Annotated in this window: 17 protein-coding genes; 6 read left to right on the forward strand and 11 right to left on the reverse strand. The window is 70.9% G+C overall.

The genetic code is table 11. The annotated features are described in order from the left end of the window. Nucleotides 1–43 precede the first annotated feature (43 nt). Nucleotides 44–613, forward strand: coding sequence for a CGNR zinc finger domain-containing protein (locus tag ABT053_RS12320; RefSeq protein WP_350969007.1), 570 nt, complete (start codon nucleotides 44–46; stop codon nucleotides 611–613). Nucleotides 614–734: 121 nt separating this feature from the next. On the opposite strand, the gene ABT053_RS12325 is transcribed toward ABT053_RS12320, so the two are convergent. Continuing rightward, on the reverse strand, nucleotides 735–1,664 hold the full coding sequence (locus ABT053_RS12325) for a DUF6891 domain-containing protein (RefSeq protein WP_502991749.1): 930 nt from the start codon (nucleotides 1,662–1,664) through the stop codon (nucleotides 735–737). A 234-nt stretch (nucleotides 1,665–1,898) separates the two neighbouring features. Between ABT053_RS12325 and ABT053_RS12330 the strand changes: the two genes are divergently transcribed. Then, the gene (locus ABT053_RS12330) at nucleotides 1,899–2,714 is read left to right on the forward strand and encodes a hypothetical protein (RefSeq protein ID WP_350969009.1); all 816 of its coding nucleotides are present in this window, start codon (nucleotides 1,899–1,901) and stop codon (nucleotides 2,712–2,714) included. Here ABT053_RS12330 and ABT053_RS12335 read toward each other — a convergent pair. Next, complete coding sequence (locus ABT053_RS12335; protein ID WP_350969010.1) at nucleotides 2,623–2,853, reverse strand: MerR family DNA-binding transcriptional regulator; 231 nt, start codon at nucleotides 2,851–2,853, stop codon at nucleotides 2,623–2,625. The two genes, ABT053_RS12330 and ABT053_RS12335, sit on opposite strands and share 92 nt — an antisense overlap. Nucleotides 2,854–2,949: 96 nt before the next feature. Then, on the reverse strand, nucleotides 2,950–3,876 hold the full coding sequence (locus ABT053_RS12340) for an AfsR/SARP family transcriptional regulator (protein ID WP_350969011.1): 927 nt from the start codon (nucleotides 3,874–3,876) through the stop codon (nucleotides 2,950–2,952). 289 nt (nucleotides 3,877–4,165) lie between these two features. Between ABT053_RS12340 and ABT053_RS12345 the strand changes: the two genes are divergently transcribed. After that, nucleotides 4,166–5,731, forward strand: a complete 1,566-nt coding sequence (locus ABT053_RS12345) for a hypothetical protein (protein ID WP_350969012.1) — start codon at nucleotides 4,166–4,168, stop codon at nucleotides 5,729–5,731. Between the two features lie 140 nt (nucleotides 5,732–5,871). On the opposite strand, the gene ABT053_RS12350 is transcribed toward ABT053_RS12345, so the two are convergent. From ABT053_RS12350 to ABT053_RS12365, 4 genes are all read right to left on the reverse strand, one after another. Continuing rightward, nucleotides 5,872–6,858: an NAD(P)-dependent alcohol dehydrogenase gene (locus tag ABT053_RS12350; RefSeq protein ID WP_350969013.1), complete on the reverse strand. Its 987-nt coding sequence runs from the start codon at nucleotides 6,856–6,858 to the stop codon at nucleotides 5,872–5,874. A gap of 342 nt (nucleotides 6,859–7,200) precedes the next feature. Beyond that, nucleotides 7,201–7,860 carry a response regulator gene (locus tag ABT053_RS12355; RefSeq protein WP_350969014.1) on the reverse strand — a complete coding sequence of 220 codons (660 nt, stop codon included), beginning with the start codon at nucleotides 7,858–7,860 and terminating at the stop codon, nucleotides 7,201–7,203. Continuing rightward, a complete protein-coding gene (locus tag ABT053_RS12360; RefSeq protein WP_350969015.1) occupies nucleotides 7,857–8,996 on the reverse strand; it encodes a sensor histidine kinase in 1,140 nt (379 codons plus the stop codon). Before ABT053_RS12360 ends, ABT053_RS12355 begins: the two co-directional genes overlap by 4 nt. A gap of 232 nt (nucleotides 8,997–9,228) precedes the next feature. Beyond that, entirely contained in the window at nucleotides 9,229–9,822 is a 594-nt protein-coding gene (locus ABT053_RS12365) for a TetR/AcrR family transcriptional regulator (RefSeq protein WP_350969016.1), read from the reverse strand. 129 nt (nucleotides 9,823–9,951) lie between these two features. Here ABT053_RS12365 and ABT053_RS12370 point away from each other — a divergent pair, with 129 nt between their 5' ends. Then, nucleotides 9,952–10,752, forward strand: coding sequence for an alpha/beta fold hydrolase (locus tag ABT053_RS12370; protein WP_350969017.1), 801 nt, complete (start codon nucleotides 9,952–9,954; stop codon nucleotides 10,750–10,752). 43 nt (nucleotides 10,753–10,795) lie between these two features. Here the strand turns inward: ABT053_RS12370 and ABT053_RS12375 are convergent, their stop codons facing one another. Continuing rightward, nucleotides 10,796–11,239 carry a MarR family winged helix-turn-helix transcriptional regulator gene (locus ABT053_RS12375; RefSeq protein WP_350969018.1) on the reverse strand — a complete coding sequence of 148 codons (444 nt, stop codon included), beginning with the start codon at nucleotides 11,237–11,239 and terminating at the stop codon, nucleotides 10,796–10,798. Between the two features lie 58 nt (nucleotides 11,240–11,297). Between ABT053_RS12375 and ABT053_RS12380 the strand changes: the two genes are divergently transcribed. Continuing rightward, complete coding sequence (locus ABT053_RS12380; RefSeq protein ID WP_350969020.1) at nucleotides 11,298–11,858, forward strand: hypothetical protein; 561 nt, start codon at nucleotides 11,298–11,300, stop codon at nucleotides 11,856–11,858. A 26-nt stretch (nucleotides 11,859–11,884) separates the two neighbouring features. On the opposite strand, the gene ABT053_RS12385 is transcribed toward ABT053_RS12380, so the two are convergent. Beyond that, nucleotides 11,885–13,294, reverse strand: a complete 1,410-nt coding sequence (locus ABT053_RS12385; RefSeq protein ID WP_350969021.1) for an MFS transporter — start codon at nucleotides 13,292–13,294, stop codon at nucleotides 11,885–11,887. A 220-nt stretch (nucleotides 13,295–13,514) separates the two neighbouring features. Further along, nucleotides 13,515–14,459 (reverse strand): SDR family NAD(P)-dependent oxidoreductase, encoded by a 945-nt coding sequence (locus ABT053_RS12390; RefSeq protein WP_350969022.1) that lies wholly within the window; start codon nucleotides 14,457–14,459, stop codon nucleotides 13,515–13,517. A 265-nt stretch (nucleotides 14,460–14,724) separates the two neighbouring features. Here ABT053_RS12390 and ABT053_RS12395 point away from each other — a divergent pair, with 265 nt between their 5' ends. Then, the gene (locus ABT053_RS12395; RefSeq protein WP_350969023.1) at nucleotides 14,725–15,309 is read left to right on the forward strand and encodes a TetR/AcrR family transcriptional regulator; all 585 of its coding nucleotides are present in this window, start codon (nucleotides 14,725–14,727) and stop codon (nucleotides 15,307–15,309) included. Nucleotides 15,310–15,489: 180 nt separating this feature from the next. Here the strand turns inward: ABT053_RS12395 and ABT053_RS12400 are convergent, their stop codons facing one another. After that, the gene (locus ABT053_RS12400; RefSeq protein WP_350969024.1) at nucleotides 15,490–17,949 is read right to left on the reverse strand and encodes a pectate lyase-like domain-containing protein; all 2,460 of its coding nucleotides are present in this window, start codon (nucleotides 17,947–17,949) and stop codon (nucleotides 15,490–15,492) included. Nucleotides 17,950–18,121: the final 172 nt, after the last annotated feature.

Below are 18,121 nucleotides of genomic sequence, written 5' to 3' on the forward strand. Positions count from 1 at the left end.
TTATGACAGTCACAATCTAGAACGCGAGGATGTAACCGGTCAAGTGAACTTCAACAGTCACGCTGATGCGATCGTCCGGGTGGCGGTGGGGTTGGTCAACGAGCTGACCCCGGGAGAGAGGCGGGGTCGCGACTTCCCGCCGCCGCACGATCTCGCCGCCGCCGCCGCGGAGGGCCTGCGCACCGGCTACCCGGGTCATCGGGAGGTCACCGAGGTCGAGGCCGGTGAGCTCGCCGAGATCGCGACGCGGCTGCGCGTGGTCTTCGACGCCGTCACGAGGGGGGACGTCGACGCCGCCGCCCTGCGGATCAACGATCTTCTGGAGGAGGCCCGCGCCCGGCCGATGCTCGAACGTCACGACGGGGAGCCGTGGCACCTGCACTTCCACGGCCCGGGTGGCACCATGGCGGGCGACTGGGCGGCGAGCTGTGCCACCGGTCTCGCGATCGTGCTGGGGAGCGAGTACCACGACCGTCTCGGCGTGTGCACGGCACCGCACTGCGACCGGGTCTACGTGGACGTCTCCCGCAACGGCACCCGCCGGTTCTGCGGCACCACCTGCCAGAACCGCGTCAAGACCGCGGCCTTCCGCGCCAGGGGCAAGGCCTCGTGAAGGCGCGCTCCCGGCTTCTGTGCCAGGGGCAAGGTCTCGTGGAAGCGTGCTCCCGACGGCCGGCCCGGTCTCGCGGGACCCCTTCCGGCGATCCCGCGCGGGCCCGCGGCCGGGTTCGTGCTCAGCCGACGAGGCGTTTGCGCCAGTCGAGGGGGACGACGGTGATGGCCCGTGAGGGGTCGCCGTCCCACTCCGCCGGGAGGCCGGCCGCCGCGAGCGCGGCCACGACCTCTCGCCCGATGGACGCCGTCGTGTCCGGTGAGCCGTCGAACCCGCCGTACAGGAGTGTCAGCCCGTGTCCGGCCGCGGCCGAGACCGTGCACTGGCTGTGGAAGTAGACGTGGCCGCGGGCGTCCGGTGAGCCCGCCGCCCCGATCTCCGCCTGGCCGCACGTACGGCAGCAGGTGAAGTTCTCCCTCGCCGTGATGCCCGTGGCCTCCAGGGCGGCGAAGGCCCGGGTGAGCCGTTCCGGGTCGGTCTCCCCCTCCCAGGAGGACTGCTCCCCGACGCGTTCCAGCCACATCCGGTCCACCAGCAGGCGCGCCTGCTCGGCGGAGACCGGCCGGCGGTCCCCCGACACCAGGTGGTCCTGGGCGATCTCGGCCAGTTGCGCTCGCGTCGCGTAACCGCCCACGATCACCTCACGGACGCGCGCGTCGAGACTCTTACGCTCGTCCTCGTCGAGTTCGAGTTCGAGTTCGAGAGGGGGCGGAGGTCCGGGCAGGCCCAGGTCCAGGGGGGTCCAGCGCGCCTCGGAGTCCCATCCGTCCTCCGAACGCGCCCAGCGGGTCATCGCCGCGACCACCGGCTCGGGCGCGTCGAACACCGCCTGGAAGTGCCGGTCGGGTGCCCCGTCGCGGTGTTCCAGCGTGTAGTCGCCGCCCTCCTCGTGCCACACCTGGACGAAGACCTGGGGCAGGTCGGGAATCCGCTGGACGACCAGGAACCTGTTGTCCCGGCCGCCCAGCCCGCCGACCAGCTCGGCGAGTTTCCCGGCACTCGCCCGGACGTGCCGGTGACCGTCTTCCGTCAGTACGGTGATCGCTAGCATGCCGGTCACCCTGGCACAGTGCGCGGACGGGTGGCCAGCCCCCGGATCTCTCCCGCGGTCCGCGCCTCACGGGTGCGAGCCTTTCTCACCGCCCGGGTGCCGGAGCGCTTTTCCATGACGCGCTGGAACGCGATCGGCCGGATTCCGTTCATGCGCGTCGGGACGAATCCGAGATAGCGTCGTGATCTTCGATTGGCAGGATTCCCTCCCTCTCCGGATGTCGAAGGAAATCACATGAAAAGGGTTGTCGCCGGCCTCGTCGCGAGCCTCGTTCTGCTCACGCCGTTGCCCGCCCGTGCCGCCGCTCCCGATCCGGTGAAGGCGCTCCGCGCCCAGGTCGTGCCGGGCAGGGGTGTCACCGTCTCCCTGGTCACCCGCATGTCGGCCGACGGCAAGCGGTTCATGACCACCCGGACCGACCGGGTCGCCGGATTCGGCAAGGGAGGGCTGGTGGAAACGGATGACAGCATCACGTACTACGCGCCCGACCTCCCGGAGGAGCTTAAATCAGACATACTCTTCCCGGCACTGCTCATCAGGGTCAGGGACGCGCACTACACCTCGGGTGGTGAGCTGGTCGGCAGGCTGCCGCTGGGCAAGAAGTGGGTACGCAGCCAATGGCCGGAGAGCAGTCCGGCGGACATCGCGGTCGATCTCTTCCAGCCGGGCGCGCTGCGGGCGCTGCTCGACACCGCCTCCTCCGTCGGCCCACGTGCCGCGAAGGGCACCATCCGCACCTCCAAGATCCCCGGCCTGCCCTTCGGCGGGATCCCGTCGGAACGCGGCGAGAAGCTCACCTGGGCCCTCTGGTTCGACGCGAGGGGCAGGGTCACCCGCCTGACCACCAGGACCTCTCAGATGACGAACGACAACGTCGAGCTGGGCATCAGCTCCGACCTGCGCTTCACCGGCTGGGGCGCCAGGGTGACCATCGAGCCGCCGCCCGAGGACCTGGTCGTCAAGGCCGAGGACCTTCCCGAGGAACTTTCCGGGTTCGACCTGTTCGGGGAGTCGCCGGTGACGCTCGAAACCTCCCCGAAGGGAAACTGAGGTCCGGGGCCGCACGGTTGCCCCGCCGGAGCACTGAACCCGCGATCGCGGCGGGCGTGAGCAGTCCGGTCTTGTCGTGGTGGCGCAGGGTGCGCTCAGTGACGCCGGCCATGCGCGCCAGTTGTCCGGTCCGCCACATCTCGCCCCCTCGTGTTGACCTTGTCCCCGCGTCAGGGGCCTACCGTCACCGTCCATGACCGGCTCGAACCCCGGGAACCGGCGCGCTTTCCTGGCCTCATCTGAGGAGGACGTCCGGGAAGCGCGCCCGCCGCGGGCCTGATGCCGGTGACTCCGGTGCCGATAACCCCGGTGCCAACGACTCCGGTGCGGGCGGCCCGGATGCCTGCGGACTTGATACCGGTGGCCCAAATGGCGGCGGCCCGGATACAGGCGGACCGGATGGCGGCGGCCCTGATGCCGGTGGCGCCAACACCGGTGGCGCCAACACCGGTGGCGCCGATGCCGGTGGCGCCGATGCCGACGACCTCGATGACGGCAGCAGGGCCGCGTCGCCGTTGAGTACGGCGGCCTCCATGGCGCGCAGTTCCGGTCCGGGTTCGAGGCCGAGTTCCTCGACCAGCACCCGGCGGGCCCTCCGGTAGACGTCGAGCGCCTCGGCCCGCCGCCCGCCGCGGTAGAGGGCGAGCATGAGCTGGGCGTACGGCTTCTCCCGCAGCGGGTTGGCCGCCACCAGGCGGCGCAGCTCGCCGACCAGCTCACCGGAGTGGCCGAGGGAGAGCTCGGCCTCCACGCGCGACTCCGCCACGACCTCGCGCCGCTCGTCGAGGGCGTCGGCCGTCGCGCCGATCGGGCCGCGCCGCGGTACCTCCGCGAACGACGTACCTCCTCGCCACAGCGCCAGCGCGCCGCCGAACGAGCGGCTCGCGGCGGCCGGGTCTCCGGCGGCGCGGGCGGCCAGTCCTCGGTCGGACAGCTCGGTGAAGGTGTCGGCGTCCAGCTCTCCTGGCCGGACTTCGAGGGCGTAGCCGTACACGCGCCGGACGATCCTGCCCTCGTCGCCCAGGATCCGCCGCAGGTGGTACACGTAGATCCGGAGGTTGTCCCCGGCCGAGCGGGGTGGGCGCTCTCCCCACAGGGTGTCGATCAGGCGGTCGCGGGAGACCGCCTCGTTGGCATGGCACAGCAGCGTCGCGAGAAGCACGCGCTGTTTGGGAGCCGAGATGTCGGCACACAATCCATCACGCCATACCTCGAGTCGCCCCAATACTCGAAACTCCATGTCCGGTTCCCCCCGTACAGGCCCCCGCCGATCCCCCCAAGCATCCGGTGATAACGGATGAATGACGATGAAAGTTTCTAAAGCGCATTAAAGGCGGAATATACGGTTCCCTCAACGGGGTGCGGTCACCATGGGCGTGCGCGGCGGCCAGAGGGGCGTCCTCGGAGGAACCGGGGGCGGGTCGCGGGCACTCTTCAGGGGAGAGAACGCTTTGAACCACTTACGACCACGTGCCGCCTTCGCGGCACTGATGGCGCTGACGGCGGTACTGGCGGTGCTGCCGGTGCTCGTGGCCCCGGCGGCGGCCCAGGCGCAGGGGAGCACCACCATCCCCCGGACCCACTGGACCTACGTCTCCTCCAAGCACCAGAACGCGACGCACTGGCAGGAGGACCGGGTCTTCGTCGGGTTCCAGGAACGGCCCAGGAACATCACCCGGGCGTTCTTCCAGATGGACCTGACCTCGCTCGCCGACGTGGAGCGGATCACCGAGGCCTGGTTCGGCGTGAGGAGGACCCATTCCTCGGAGTGCCGCCGCGACGTCGAACTCTGGGAGACCGGGGACATCAAACCCTCGACCAGCTGGAAGAGGCAGCCGAAGTGGAAACGCCCGCTCCTGGTCGCTCCCGGCTGGTTCTGCATCGAGTCGCTGCCCTTCAGGATCACCGCCGTCGTCAGGGAGGCGGTGGCCGCGGGGAAGGACCACATCACGCTGGGCATCAGGTCCGTCGACGAGACGAACCCGGAGATCAACCACGAACTCCTCAACCTCGCCGATCTGTCGGTCACCCACAACGCTCCCCCCGACCTCCCCGCGGAGACCTCGGTCACGTCCGATCTCGACTCCTGCCACACCTCCGGGACGGCCGGCCGGTACGTGAACTCGGTCACGCCGGCACTGGGCGCCAAGCTGTCCGACCCGGACAGGGGCACCTATCGGGAGCTGGTGCGAGGCCGTTTCGAGTGGGCGGCCCAGGACGGGACCAGGCTGGGTGAGCTGGTCAGTGACCTGGGGGACGTCGACACCCGTTACTGCGTGACGGTGCCGGAGGGGCAGCTCACCGCCGGTTCGTCGTACCGCTGGCGGGTCAGGGCCGAGAATCCGTACACCAACGAGGCCGGAGAGCCGGACCACGACGTCAGCGAGTGGACCCCGTGGCAGGAGTTCACCGTCGACATGACCGCCCCCGAGAAGCCGCCGCTGGTGTCCTCCACGGATTATCCGAGGGAGACGCCGGGCGGGCACGTCTACCTGCCGGGCGCGTTCACCTTCACGCCCAACGGCGTCGACGACGTCGCGGCCTACGTCTACGACTTCGACGGGCTGTTCGAGGAGACGCCTGCGGGCACCGGCGGTTCCGCCACCGTCACGTTGAAACCGTCTCGCGAGACCGGCAACTGCCTGCGCGTGCGGAGCGTCGACCGCGCGGGAAACCGCGGTCCCGAGTCCGAGTACTGTTTCGACGTCAGGGGGCTGGAGCACCCGCCCGGCGTCTCTTCCGGCACCTACCCCGAATCCGGCGGCGAGCCGGGCGGGGGCGTCGGGATCCCGGGCGAGTTCGTCTTCGGCTCCGGAGACCTGCGGGACGTCGTCACCGCCTTCCGCTACTCCTACGGCGAGGTCCAGGCGGAGGTGGCCGTGGACGGGAGCGGATCGGCGAAGGCGACCCTCACTCCCACGGAGGCCGGCCTGAACCTGGTCTACGTCGAGGCCCTGGACCGTGACGGCACGGTGGTCTGGGGTTACGGTTACGCGTTCGATGTGAAGGCGAGCTGATCGCGGGTGACCCGCGTCCCGGGGACGCGGGTCACCCGTTCCGGCGACGGCGACGGCGACGGTGTCGGCGTCGGCGTCGTGGTCGTGGTCGTGGTCGTGGTCGTGGTTGTCGTACGCGTGGAGGGGCCGGGTCCGCCGTCTCACAGCGTGACGACGACCTTTCCCGGCACGTGCCCCTCCTCCTGGTATCTGACGGCCGCCCGGATCTCCTCGAACGGGTAGAGCCGGTCGATGACCGGGGTGACCTTCCCGGCCTCGATGAGCTCGGTCAGCGTCACCAGGTTCCTCGTGTTGTCCGGGCATTGGACGATGTCCGTCCTGGCCGTCCGCTGGGACACGAACGGCGCGGTCGCGAGGGCCGAGACCATGTGGCCGACGGGACGCAGCCATCGGCCGCCGGGCCCGCCGACGATGACGTAGGTCCCCTTGGGAGTCAGCGTCCGGCGGCAGGCCGACACCGGGCGGCCTCCCGCGACGTCCAGCAGGAGGTCGTAGCGCCGCTCCCTCCGGGTGAAGTCCTCCTTGGTGTAGTCGACGACCTCGTCGGCGCCGATCGAGCGGACCATGCCCACGTTCCCCGTACCGCAGACGCCGGTGACCTCCGCGCCGAACGCGCGGGCGATCTGCACGGCGAACGTCCCCACCCCTCCCGAGGCGCCGTTGACGAGGACCCGCTGCCCCGGCTGGATCCGCCCGTCGTCGCGCAGGCCCAGCAGGGCGGTGCCCGCCGCCATCGGCACCGCTGCCGCCTGCTCGTACGACAGGTTCCTCGGTTTCGGCGCCAGCTCGTCCTCCCCGACGCACACGTACTCGGCGAAGCCGCCCCCCTTGAGCAGCGCGAACACCTCGTCGCCGGGGCGGAACGCCGTCACGTTCGCGCCGACCGCCTCGACCTGCCCGGCCATGTCGGCGCCCAGGACGCCGAGCTTCGGGGCGCGGAAGCCCAGGCCGCCGGGCATCAGGCGCGCGACGTACGGCTCGCCTCTCATGTTGTGCCAGTCGTAGGGGTTGACGGAGGTGGCGCGCACCCGGACGAGCACCTCGCCGTCGCCGGGGACGGGCGTGTCGACCTCCGTCAGGTCGAGGACGTCGGGGGAGCCGTACGAGCGCAGGACGAACGCTTTCAACGCATTCTCCTCATCCATCGCGGGTGGGGTACGGGTCTGCCGGGGCGCCGTGCTCGCGGACCGGCGTCGTGGCCGGTGGCGGTGTATCGGAGGTGTCGCCGGCCGGGTGGCGCCGAGGATGTCCCGTGCCACGGGAATCACGGTAGAAGAGCCCCGCGAGGGACTCATCAGCCGAAAGTACGCCCGATCGATGGATGATCGGCCGGTCCGGGGCGGGCCGTCCCGCCGGGGAAACGCCACCGTCCGGGCCGTTTCCGCGCCGCCTAGGAGCGCCCGGGGAGACGGGCTGTTCCACCGATGGAACGCCACCGCCCGGGAACGCCCGGCGGAACGAGGTCCGGCTCAGTTCCTGACGCGTTTGGTCTCGTAGGCCCACATGGCGATCTCGACGCGGTTGCGGGCACCGAGCTTGGCCATCAGGCTCGCGATGTGGGTCTTCACGGTGCTGAGGGAGATGTGGAACTCGCCGGCGATCTCGCTGTTGGTCCGTCCCCGCGCCACGGTGACGAGGATCTGCTCCTCCCGTTCCGTGAGCGCCTCGACGGGGTGCGGCAGCGACGGTGAGGCGGGCCCGTTGTCGGCGAAGGCGCCGAGCAGCCGCGCGGTGACGCTCGGGGCGATGAGCGCGTCACCGTCGGCGGCGGCGTGGACGGCCTGGGAGAGCAGCACGGTGCCGGCGTCCTTGAGCAGGAAGCCCCGGGCACCGGCCCGCAGCGCGGCGTAGACGTACTCGTCGAGGTCGAACGTGGTGATGACGACGACGGCGAGGGGGTCGTCGACGTCCGGCCCGGCGAGGAGGCGGGTGGCCTGGATGCCGTCGAGGCCGGGCATGCGGATGTCGAACAGGCACACGTCGGGGCGCAGGCGCCGCGCGAGCTCGACGGCCCGCCGCCCGTCGGCGGCCTCGCCGACGACCTCGATGTCCGGCTGGGCGTCGAGGATCATCACGAGCCCGGTGCGGACGATCTCCTGGTCGTCGGCGACGAGCACCCTGATGCTCACGTCGCCGCCCCGGCCCTGGGCAGTACGGCGGTGACGGTCCAGCCCCGGCCGGGGGCCGGGCCTGCCTCGCAGGTGCCGCCGAGCAGCTCGGCGCGTTCGATCATGCCGATGAGCCCGTACCCCGGCGTCGCGGCCGGGCGTACGGAACCGGTGTCGCCGTCGTCGCTCACGCGCAGGCGCACCGACGTGTCGTCGGCGGTGACGCGGACCTCGACGCGGGTGGCGTGACGGGCGTGCCGCCGGGCGTTGGTGACCGACTCCTGGGCGAGGCGGTAGACGGCGGCCTCGACCGACGGGGGGAGGTCGCCGAGGTCGTCCGGGATCTCCACGTCGACGGACGGGCCGGACGTGCCCCGGCTCGCGAGCTGCCGGAGGTCGGTGACGCGCCGGCCGGGCGCGAGGTCCGCCGGTTGGTCCCGGCGCAGGACGCGGACCATGGCGCGCATCTCGGCGAGGGCGCGCGACGCCTCGGCCTCGATCACGTGGAGCGCCTCGGTCGCGGCGTTCGGCCGCGCCGCCGAGGTGGCGAGACCGGCCTGGGCGCGGATCGCCATCGCCGAGACGTGATGGGCGACGATGTCGTGCAGGTCGCGGGCGAGCTGCTCGCGTTCGAGCATCTTGACCTGGTCGAGCTCGCGCATCCTCGCCCTCGCCCGGTACCGGAGCGCCCCGCCCAGGGCGACGGCGGAGAACATGACGGCGAACGCGGCGACCACGTCGCCCGGGGCGAGACGGTCGAAGACGATCGAGAGGTGCACCGCGACGAGCATGATCGCCAGCCCGGCCACCACCTCGCGCCCGGACCCCCACCGGACCAGCGAGTACACGACGAGCAGCAGGTAGCCCATCGTGTACGTCTCCATGGGGTCGCCGCCCGTCAGCAGGGGGGCGAGGCTCGTGGTGCCGAAGACGATCATGACCACCGGCAGCGGCCTGCTCCGGCGCCACAACAGCGTGGGGACCAGCGCGACGGTGACCGCCACCGAGACGACCCGCCACGGAAGGTCCGGCCGCAGCACCCCTTCGAGCAGCGCGACCGGCACGAGCACCCCCACCAGCGCCCAGTCCCGCCACACCCGCGCCGGCGGGTCGGGGGGACGGGGCTCGTCCCACAGGGAGCGCACTAGGGGGAGCACCTCATCATGGTACGAGAGCACGCATCACTTCGGATCGGCCCAAAGTACGAGAGGTGCATTCCCCCGGGCTTCAACGCCCCGGCGACTCAGCGACCCGGCGCCCCAATGACCCGGTGACTCTGGTGACTCGGTGATCCGACGACTCAACGGCTCGACGGCTCGACGACCCGGCCGACCGGTCGACCGGTCGTCGCGACGGAGGGCCGCGCGGCTCCGGGGGCCGGCCGGGGGGTCACTCCGGCGCGGGGTCGAGGCCGCCCACGACCGCTCTCAGGCCGGCCACCACCTGCGCCGCGGACGGCGCCCGCCCGGGGTCGAGCAGCCACTGCATCATGACGCCGCTCATCAGGGCCAGCTGCACCGCGCCCAGGGTGCGCGTCACGTCGTCGTCGATCGTGTCCTCCCGAACACCCGTCAGGATCGCCGCCAGCCCGCGGCGGCCCTCGGCCTGGCCGCGCGCCAGGTGCTCCCGCAGCTCGGGGTAGTGCTCGGCCTGCAGGAGCGCCTCGAAACTGGCGATCCACAGCGGCCGGTGCGCGATGAAGGACTCGATGATGCTCGCCCACATGGCCTCGTACTGCTCGGCCGGACCGGCGCCCGGCCTGGCGTAGCCGGACAGGGTACGGCCGGTCTCGGTGCCCCACTCGTCGATGGCCTCGATGAGGGCCGCGTTCAGCAGTGCCTCGCGCGAGCCGAAGTGGTAGCCGATGGCGGCCATGCTGACCCCGCCCGCCGCGGCCGTGATGTCGCGGATGGTGGTGCGCGCCCACCCCTTCTCCTCCAGGCAGCGCCGGGCCCCGGCCAGCAGGTCTTCGCGATTTCCCATGCCAGGCATGCTATCCACGCCTGGGACGGACGAATCAGGCGTTTGCCTAATGCATCCGTCTTGCGCAAGCGCCCAAATCCGCACTAGGGTCGCCGTTATAACCGAGCGACGACACCAGGGAGACCCGCAGTGACCAGTCCCATCCGCGCCGAGCTGCGCGTCGACGGCCGCCGCCTGTCCTATCTCGACTTCGGCCGCACGGGCCGTCCCCTGCTCGCCCTGCACGGCCACCTGTCCGAGGGCGCGAGTTTCGCCGACCTGGCCGCCGGGCTGGCTCCCGGCTGGCGTGTCATCGCCCCCGACCAGCGCGGCCACGGGGACTCGGACCGGGCGCCCGACTACTCCCGCCGGGGATACCTCGACGACGTCCTCGCCCTGCTGGACCATCTCGGCCTCGACCGGGTCGCGATCCTGGGCCATTCGCTGGGCGCCGTCAACGCCTACCAGTTCGCCGCCCGTCACCCCGGCCGGGTCGAGGTCCTCGTCAACGCCGAGGGGCCGGTCTCGCTCGACCCGCACGGCCCCAACCCGCTGGCCTTCGTCCTCGCCCTGCGCGACCAGGCCCCCACCCGCCGGGAGCTCCTCGAAGGGCTCGGCGAGATGGCCCCCTTCTTCGCTCCCACGGTGCGGGAGAACGCCGACGGCACCTGGCGGCTGCCCTTCCATCCCCAGGACATGGTCGACTCCGAGGACCTGGTCCACGGCGACCACTGGGACGACTGGCTCGCGACCACCTGTCCCGCCCTGCTGGTCCGGGGCACCCAGGGCGTCATCCCCGCCGACCAGGCGCGGGCCATGGTCGAACGGCGCCCGGGCACCCGCCTCGCCGAGCTGGACACCGACCATTTCGTCTACGCGAACGACCCCGCAGGATTCGTCAAGGTCGTCCGGGAGTTCCTCACCTCGGCGACCGGCCCGCGGCGGGATTGATCACGAGGGAACGGCCGGGGCCCCGAACCCGCTCGCGCCCGCGTCACGGGCCGTCGGGTGACGCCAGGCGGGCGGTCTGGGCTTTGAGGACCGCGATGGTGTTGGTGACGTAGTCGAGGATCGCGGCCAGCTCGCGCTCGTCGTACTTCGTCATGAAGGCGCCCATCTCGCGGCCGAGGTCGGCGAAGATGCCGCCGAGGTCGGGGGTGCTCCCGGTGACGGCGGAGACGAGCACGCGGCGGCGGTCGCCGGGGTCGGGGACGCGTCGCACGTAGCCGGCCCGTTCCAGCCGGTCGACCAGCGCGGTGATCGCGCTGGCGCCGAGCCCGAGTTCGGCGGCGAGCGCCCCGGCGGGCAGCGGGCCGTTCCCGGTGACGAATCCCAGGGCCTTGTGGTCGACGGCGCTCAGCCCGAGCCGCCGGGCGACCGCCTCGTGGAAGAGCACGACCGCGGTGCTCAGCTCCCGGCCCAGCTCGTCGCCGTTCATCCTCGCTCCAATACTTCGATGTAGTGAATAGTTCACTATCTTGAAGTATCTTAGCGGTATGACTCTCTCCTCGGGACTGCGGCTCAGCGCCGACGCGGCGCGCTGGGGCGTCCGCTTCTACGTCCGGCACCTCTGGGTCATCCTGGGGCTCTCCCTGATCCCGACGGTCCAGCGCTTCGTCGCCGTGCGCTGGGGACAGGACCTCCCGGCGGCGGACGTCGCCGCCGAGATCCTCACCGGGGCGAGCCGGGTCCTGCTGCTCTACGTGATCCTGCGGCTGGCGATCGTGAACGACCCCGAGCTGGGGCCACTCGGCCGCGACGCCCGCTGGAAGCGTCTGGGGGCGTTCGTCGAACGCGGGAGGTACGAGATCGTCGTCCAGTGTCTCGTCCTGGGGGCGGCCTTCCTCGTGCTGGACGTCCTGCCCAACCTCGCCGTCGCGCACTGGGTCGCGGAGGACCGGCGGGAGCTGGTGACGTCGGTCCTCGTCTCCGCCAAGAACCCGACGGTGATCGCCTTCACGTTCGTCTGGATGGCCGGGGTGGCCCGCCGGATGATCCTTTCCGGCGGGCCACGGGAAACCGCCCCTACTCCCGCGGGTCCCGATGCCGGCGGCTGACGGCCGGCGGGTGGACGCCCGGTCCGTCACCTCATGACGCTCTGGTGGTCGTGCGCCTGTCTCTGGAGCGGGATGCCGCCGAGCGCGTCGTTCTCCACCGGGGTCTCCACCGGCCTCTCCGTCGGCGTCTCCTCGACGGACGGAGTCCGCCGGTGGCGGCCGAGGCGCGGTACCGCGGCGACGAACAGCGCGCCCAGCAGGGCGGGCAGCACGAACCCGTAGAAGTTCCATTCGAACGCGAGGCCGGAGCCCAGCAGCCAGCCGCCCAGGAGCGGACCGGCGATCGCGCCGGCCCTGCCCACGCCGAGCGTCCAGCCGAGGGCGGAGCCCCTGCCCGCGGCCGGGTAGAAGATCGCCACATAGCCGTTGACCAGGATCTGGGTTCCCACGCTGCCCAGTCCCGCGACGGCGACGCAGAGCATCAGCAGGCCGGTGCCGAGGTCGAGGCTCATCAGGTAAATGGAGACGGTGGCGGCGAGGAAGGCGCAGACCGTGATGGCCTTGGCCCCGATCCTGTCGGCGAGGACCGACATCACAATGGTGCCGGCGATCGCCCCGATGTTCAGGACGAGCAGGAACTGCAGCGCGGGCCCGAGGGGGTAGCCGGCCTCGCGCATGATCTGCGGCAGCCAGGTGTTGAGGCCGTAGACCAGCAGCAGGCCGCAGAAGCTGGCGGCCCCGAAGAGCAGGGTGGCGGCGAGGTAGCCCCGCCGGAACGGCAGCGTGACACCCTTCCCGCCGCGCGGCCCGGCGGGCTCGTCGCGGCCGTCGGCGAGGTCCAGCCCGTAGCGGGCGGCCACGGCCTCGGCCTCGGCCCGGCGCCCCCGCGCCAGCAGGTAGCTCGCCGACTCGGGGAGCAGCCAGATCGCGAGCGGCAGGATCAGCACGATGGGCGCGGCTCCGACCAGGAACATCGCGCGCCAGCCGTGGTCGGCGAGAAGCGCCATCGCCACCAGCGCGGTGAGGCAGCCGCCCACCGGGTAACCGCAGAACATGAGCGCGTTGTAGAGGTTGCGCCGGTTTCTCGGGGCGTATTCGACGGTGAGGGCGATCGTCGTCGGTACGACGCCTCCGAGGCCGAGTCCCGCGACGAAGCGGAACAGGCCGAGCGTCTCCGGTGACGTGGCCGTGGCGCACAGCACCATGGCCACGGAGAACCACGCGATGCTGACCAGGATGATCTTTCGCCGCCCGACGACGTCGGTGATCATGCCCGCGACGACCGCGCCGATCAGCATCCCGATCAGGGCGTAGCTGCCGATGGCCCCCGCCTGCGCGGGAGTGAGACCCCACTCCGGGTTGCCGAGCAGGCTGGGAACCACCGACCCGTAGACGATCAGGTCGTAGCCGTCGAAGACGATCGTGAAGAAGCAGATGGCGACGACGGCGAGCCCGCTCCTGGGGCGCGTGGGTGACGAACGGTCGGTCGTGTGCATTGTTCACTCCGGGACGTGAGGCTCGGATATAGGCGTTGTGGCGAAATTACAACGCGTGCACGACGACGGTCCAATAAAACATCATGCTGAAAACGATAAGGGCTTTTTAATTGCCATTTCTCGTTTTTGCTCTATGAGAGAAAGGCTTGGCCGCTGTTATTGATATACGGACATACGAATATACGGATACACCGTGCCGGTCAAGGCGCGGATCGGCGGATCACCGGGCGAGCGTCTCGGCGGACACCTTCCAGAGGCGGGCGGCCGCCTCGGGGTCGAGGGCGTATGCGGCGACCCCGTTGCGGGTGCCCGGCAGGTTCGGGCCCGCCTCGTTGCAGTCCTCGAAGTAGCGCCCGCCGACGCCTTCGAGCAGCGGCGACGTCGCGACCAGCACGGACGTGGCGGCACCCTGCTCGGGCGTCTTCCACGTGATGCCCGAGCCACCGGCCGCCGCGACCGCGCGGTCGAGGTCCTCCTGGGAGACGTGCCGCTGCAGGTTGGTCCGGATGCCGCCGGGCATGAGCGCGTTGACGGTGATGCCGTCGCTCTCCCAGCGCTTCGTCGCCTCGACGCCGAACAGTACGTTGGCCGTCTTCGACTGCCCGTACGCGGACCACGGCTCGTAGGCGCGCTCCTCGAAGTGGATGTCCTCGAAGACGATCGGCGAGCGCAGGTGCGCGCTCGAACTGACGGACACGACGCGGGCGCCGCCGGCCGCCGCGAGTGCCCGGTGCAGCCCGGTGGCGAGGGCGAAGTGGCCGAGGTGGTTGGTGGCGAACTGCAGCTCCCAGCCCTCCGGCGTGCGCGTCTCCGGCGAGGCCATGACGCCGGCGTTGTTGACGAGGAGGTGCAGCGGGCCGTCCCAGGCGGCCGTGAACGACGCCACGGACGCCTGGTCGGCGAGGTCCAGCGGCGCGACGAGGACCCGCTTGTTGCCAGTGGTCGCGATGATGTCGTTCGCGGTGCGCTCCCCGGCGTCGAGGTCGCGTACCGCCAGCGTCACCTCCGCGCCCGCCCCGGCGAGCGCCCGCGCGGTCTCGACGCCGATGCCGGACGCTCCGCCGGTCACGACGGCGCGGTGGCCGGTGAGGTCGATGCCGTCCACGACCTCGGCGGCGGTGGACGTGGCGCTGAACGGGGTGGTGATACGGGTGGTCTCGGTCATGATCGTGCCTGTCCTGTCGGCGGTGTTCTCGGCCGTGCACCGCTGTGCACGGTCGTGCATGGCTGTGCTCGGCCGTGCTCGGCTGTACGAAGGGAGACCCGGCCGGTACGATGTGAAAACGGAGGAGCCTCCACTACGAGCCACTGTAAGTGGAGTTTCCTCCGTTTAGCAAATCGCCCCCCGGCGTCCCGCGCGCCGGCCACCACGTCCAGAGAGACCGAGCGTCCACGGACCGAGCGTCCACAGGGACTGACGAGGAGAGACCGTGTCGGCCACCGGCCCCCGACCGTTGCGCGCCGACGCGCGGCGCAACCGCGAACGGCTGCTGGAGGTCGCGGTGCGCGCGTTCTCCCACGAGGGGCCGGACGTGACGCTCGACGCGATCGCGAAGGCCGCGGGCGTCGGCATCGGCACCCTCTACCGCCATTTCCCCACCCGCGAGGCGCTCATCGAGGAGGCGTACCGCAGCGAGCTGGACAAGCTGTGCGACGTCGTGCCGGACCTGCTGGCGGGCATGCCGCCGGACGAGGCGACGCGCGCCTGGATGGATCGCTTCGTCGACTACATGACGACCAAGCGCGGCATGGCCGACGCGTTGCGCGTGGTCATCGCGTCCGGCGGGAACCCGTACGCGCAGAGCCGCGACCGGCTGGTCGAGGCGATCACGACGCTGCTGCGGGCCGGTGCCGCCGCCGGGACCGTGCGGTCGGACGTCGAGCCGATCGACGTGATCGCGAGCATGGGCGGCGTGTCCCTCGCCGCGGGGGAGCCCGAGCAGCGCGACCAGGCCCGCCGCCTGCTCGACCTGCTGATGGACGGCCTGCGCTACCGCGCCGCCGCCGCGCCCTGACGCGGGACCCGGCCGGCGTACGGAACCGGCATGGGCCGGCGTACGGAACCGGCGACGGGCATAAACGGGCATGAAGAAGCCGTGGGCCCCCGCGGTCAGCGGGGACCCACGGCGTGGGGTGGAACGCCTGATCAGCGAGGAGAGCGCTATGACCACCGCTGATCAGGCGGGCTCAGGACCTCAGGGGTAGGAGACGAGCTTGGACGGGATCGTCGCGGTGCCGTAGGCGGGACCGCCCACACCGTTGATCACGTGGTTGATCCGGCCGTTGCCGCCGAGGGAGACGGTGAGCAGGCTGTGGAACTTCACGCCCGGCTTCACCGGAGTCTCGAACGCGCTCTCCACCTCGATCGTCGGGTCGACGTTGAAGTAGACGTAGCTGCCGAGTCCCCAGCCCTCGTGGGTGTTGACCGCGGGGCCGACCTTGTAGGCCGCCCACCCCTTGCTGGTGCCGTTCATGTAGGCCGCCTGGTTCGGCGGGTCGTACGCCTTCTCGTTCTGGAAGAAGATCGTCCGGCCGCGCTCGCCGTACCACTCGACGTCGTACTTGCGGTAGTGCTCGACGAACAGGCCGGTGGCCAGGACGTCGTCGCCGTTCACGATGAGGCCCGTCTCGGCGGTGTTGACGTTCCAGCCGATGCCCTCACCGTGGTCACCGCGCCACAGCCAGGTGTGGTCGATGATCACGTCGTCGCTGTTGACGACGACGCTGGTGGTGGCGTTGCCGGCGAAGGCGCCGCCGATGCGGACGAAGACGTCCTGCAGGGTGGTCGGGTTGGCGGCGTGGTCCGCGCTCGACCCCGCCGGGCCGACCTCGATGAGCACGTCGGACTTCTGCGGGCCCGCGTCGACCAGGAACCCGGCGAGCTTCACGCCGTCCACGTCGGCCACCTTGACCGCGGTGGAGCCGCCGCCGGGGATGATCGTCGCGAGACCGAGGCCGAGGACCACGGTGTTCGCGCGGGTCACGTTGATCGGCTGGGTGAGGTTGTAGATGCCGGGGGTGAGCAGCAGGTGCAGACCCTGGTTGAGCGCGGCGTTGATGGTCGCGGCCGAGTCGCCGGGCTTGGCGACGAAGAACTGGCTGAGCGGGAGCGAGCTGCCCGGGGTGGGGCCGTTCGCCCAGCTCACGCCGCGAGCGTTGGTCCGCTTGGCCGGGACGAACACGCGGTAGGCGCCGGCGCCGTCCACGTAGAGGTACGGCTTCTCGCGGCTGATCGGGGTGTTCTCCAGCGTGGTGTACGACTGGTCGAGGAAGTTGGTCGCGGGAGCGCCCTGCACCCCGGAGAAGACCATGTTCCACACGCCGTTGACCCAGCCGCCGACGGAGCTGTCACGGGTGTACCACTGCTGCTGCGAGTACGGGCCGACGGCGCCGTCGATCTTGCTGTCGGCGATGTAGCCGCCGCTCGCCCAGCCGTAGCCGGTGGGGGCCAGGTTCAGCGCGCCCTTGATGTGCATGCGGCGGAACGGCGCGGCCTGGGAGACGGCCCACTGGTTGGTGCCGCCGGGAGGCTGGACCGACAGGTTCTCCGTCGAGCGCCAGAAGTTCTGGGTCGCGTTGCCGCCGAACCAGCCCGCGTCGACGGTCACGCCGTTGAGGGTGACGTCGTCGGGGTTCTGGCCCAGGCCGATGATCGAGGTGTAGAAGCCGACCTTGGCGTTCACGTTGTAGGTGCCCGGCTTGAACAGGAAGGCGTGGCGCCCGGTGCCGAACTGGGCCGACTCCTGCTGGGTGAAGACCGAGTCCAGCTGGCTCTGGATGGTGGCGCTGGACATCGACGGGTCGAAGACGTGGACGTTCGGGCCCAGCGGACCGCCACCGGGGAGCTCGGGGTCGCCGCCCGAGGTGGTGTACACCGCGAACTCCCACAGTGAGTAGCCGTAGGCGGTGCCCCGCGCGCTGCCCAGCATCCGGACGTACCGGGCGGAGCCGGTCACGTCATGCGACTGGACACCGCCGGTGGCGCCGGTGACGGTCTTCAGGTCGGTCCAGGTGGTGCCGTTGGTCGAGCCCTGGAGCTTGAAGGCGCTCGCGTACGCGGCCTCCCACCTCAAGTCGATCTTGCAGAGGGTCTGCGCCGAGCCGAGGTCGACCTGGACCCACTGCGGGTCGCCGGCCGCGCTGGCCCAGCGGGTCCCGTTGTTGCCGTCGAAGGCGGCGCTCGCGGGAAGGCCGGCGCCCTGGATCGACGAGGCGCTGTAGGTCTTGTTCAGCGCGGCGTTGGTGGTGCCGCACGGCCCGCCGGGGCCGGGGCCGCCGTCAGGACCGAAGACCTGGAACTCCCAGAGGGAGTAGCCGTAGCCGGTGGCCCGCGTGACGCCCTGCACCCGGACGTACCGGCCGGTGCCGGTGACGTCCCAGGTGTCGATCCCGCCGTCACCGCCGGTGACGGTCTTCAGGTCCGTCCAGGTGGTCCCGTTCGTGGAGAGCTGGACTTTGTATCCGCTGGCGTACGCGGCTTCCCAGTTCAACACGACCTTGTTGACACTGGTCGAGGCGCCGAGGTCCACCTGGAGCCATTGGGCGTCGGTGTTGGCGCTGGACCAGCGGGTGCCGGCGTTACCGTCGACCGCGGCGCTCGCCGGGGTGCCGGCGTTCTCGGTCGACGAGGCCGTCGCGGTCTTGCCCTGCGACAACAACGTGTCGGCGAAGGCGGGAGTCGACGGTACTGCGAGCAGAGCTGCCGCGACTGCCGTGGCAGTCCATAAGGCGGCAGGACGGAACAGACCTCTCATGCATGTCTCCACTGCGGATCCGGGGGGTGGAAGGTCTAACTGCAGGTGAAGGGCGACTTACGGGGAACGGTAA

The sequence above is a fragment of the Streptosporangium sp. NPDC002524 genome, from assembly GCF_040295985.1.
In the GTDB taxonomy this organism is placed as follows: Bacteria; Actinomycetota; Actinomycetes; order Streptosporangiales; family Streptosporangiaceae; genus Streptosporangium.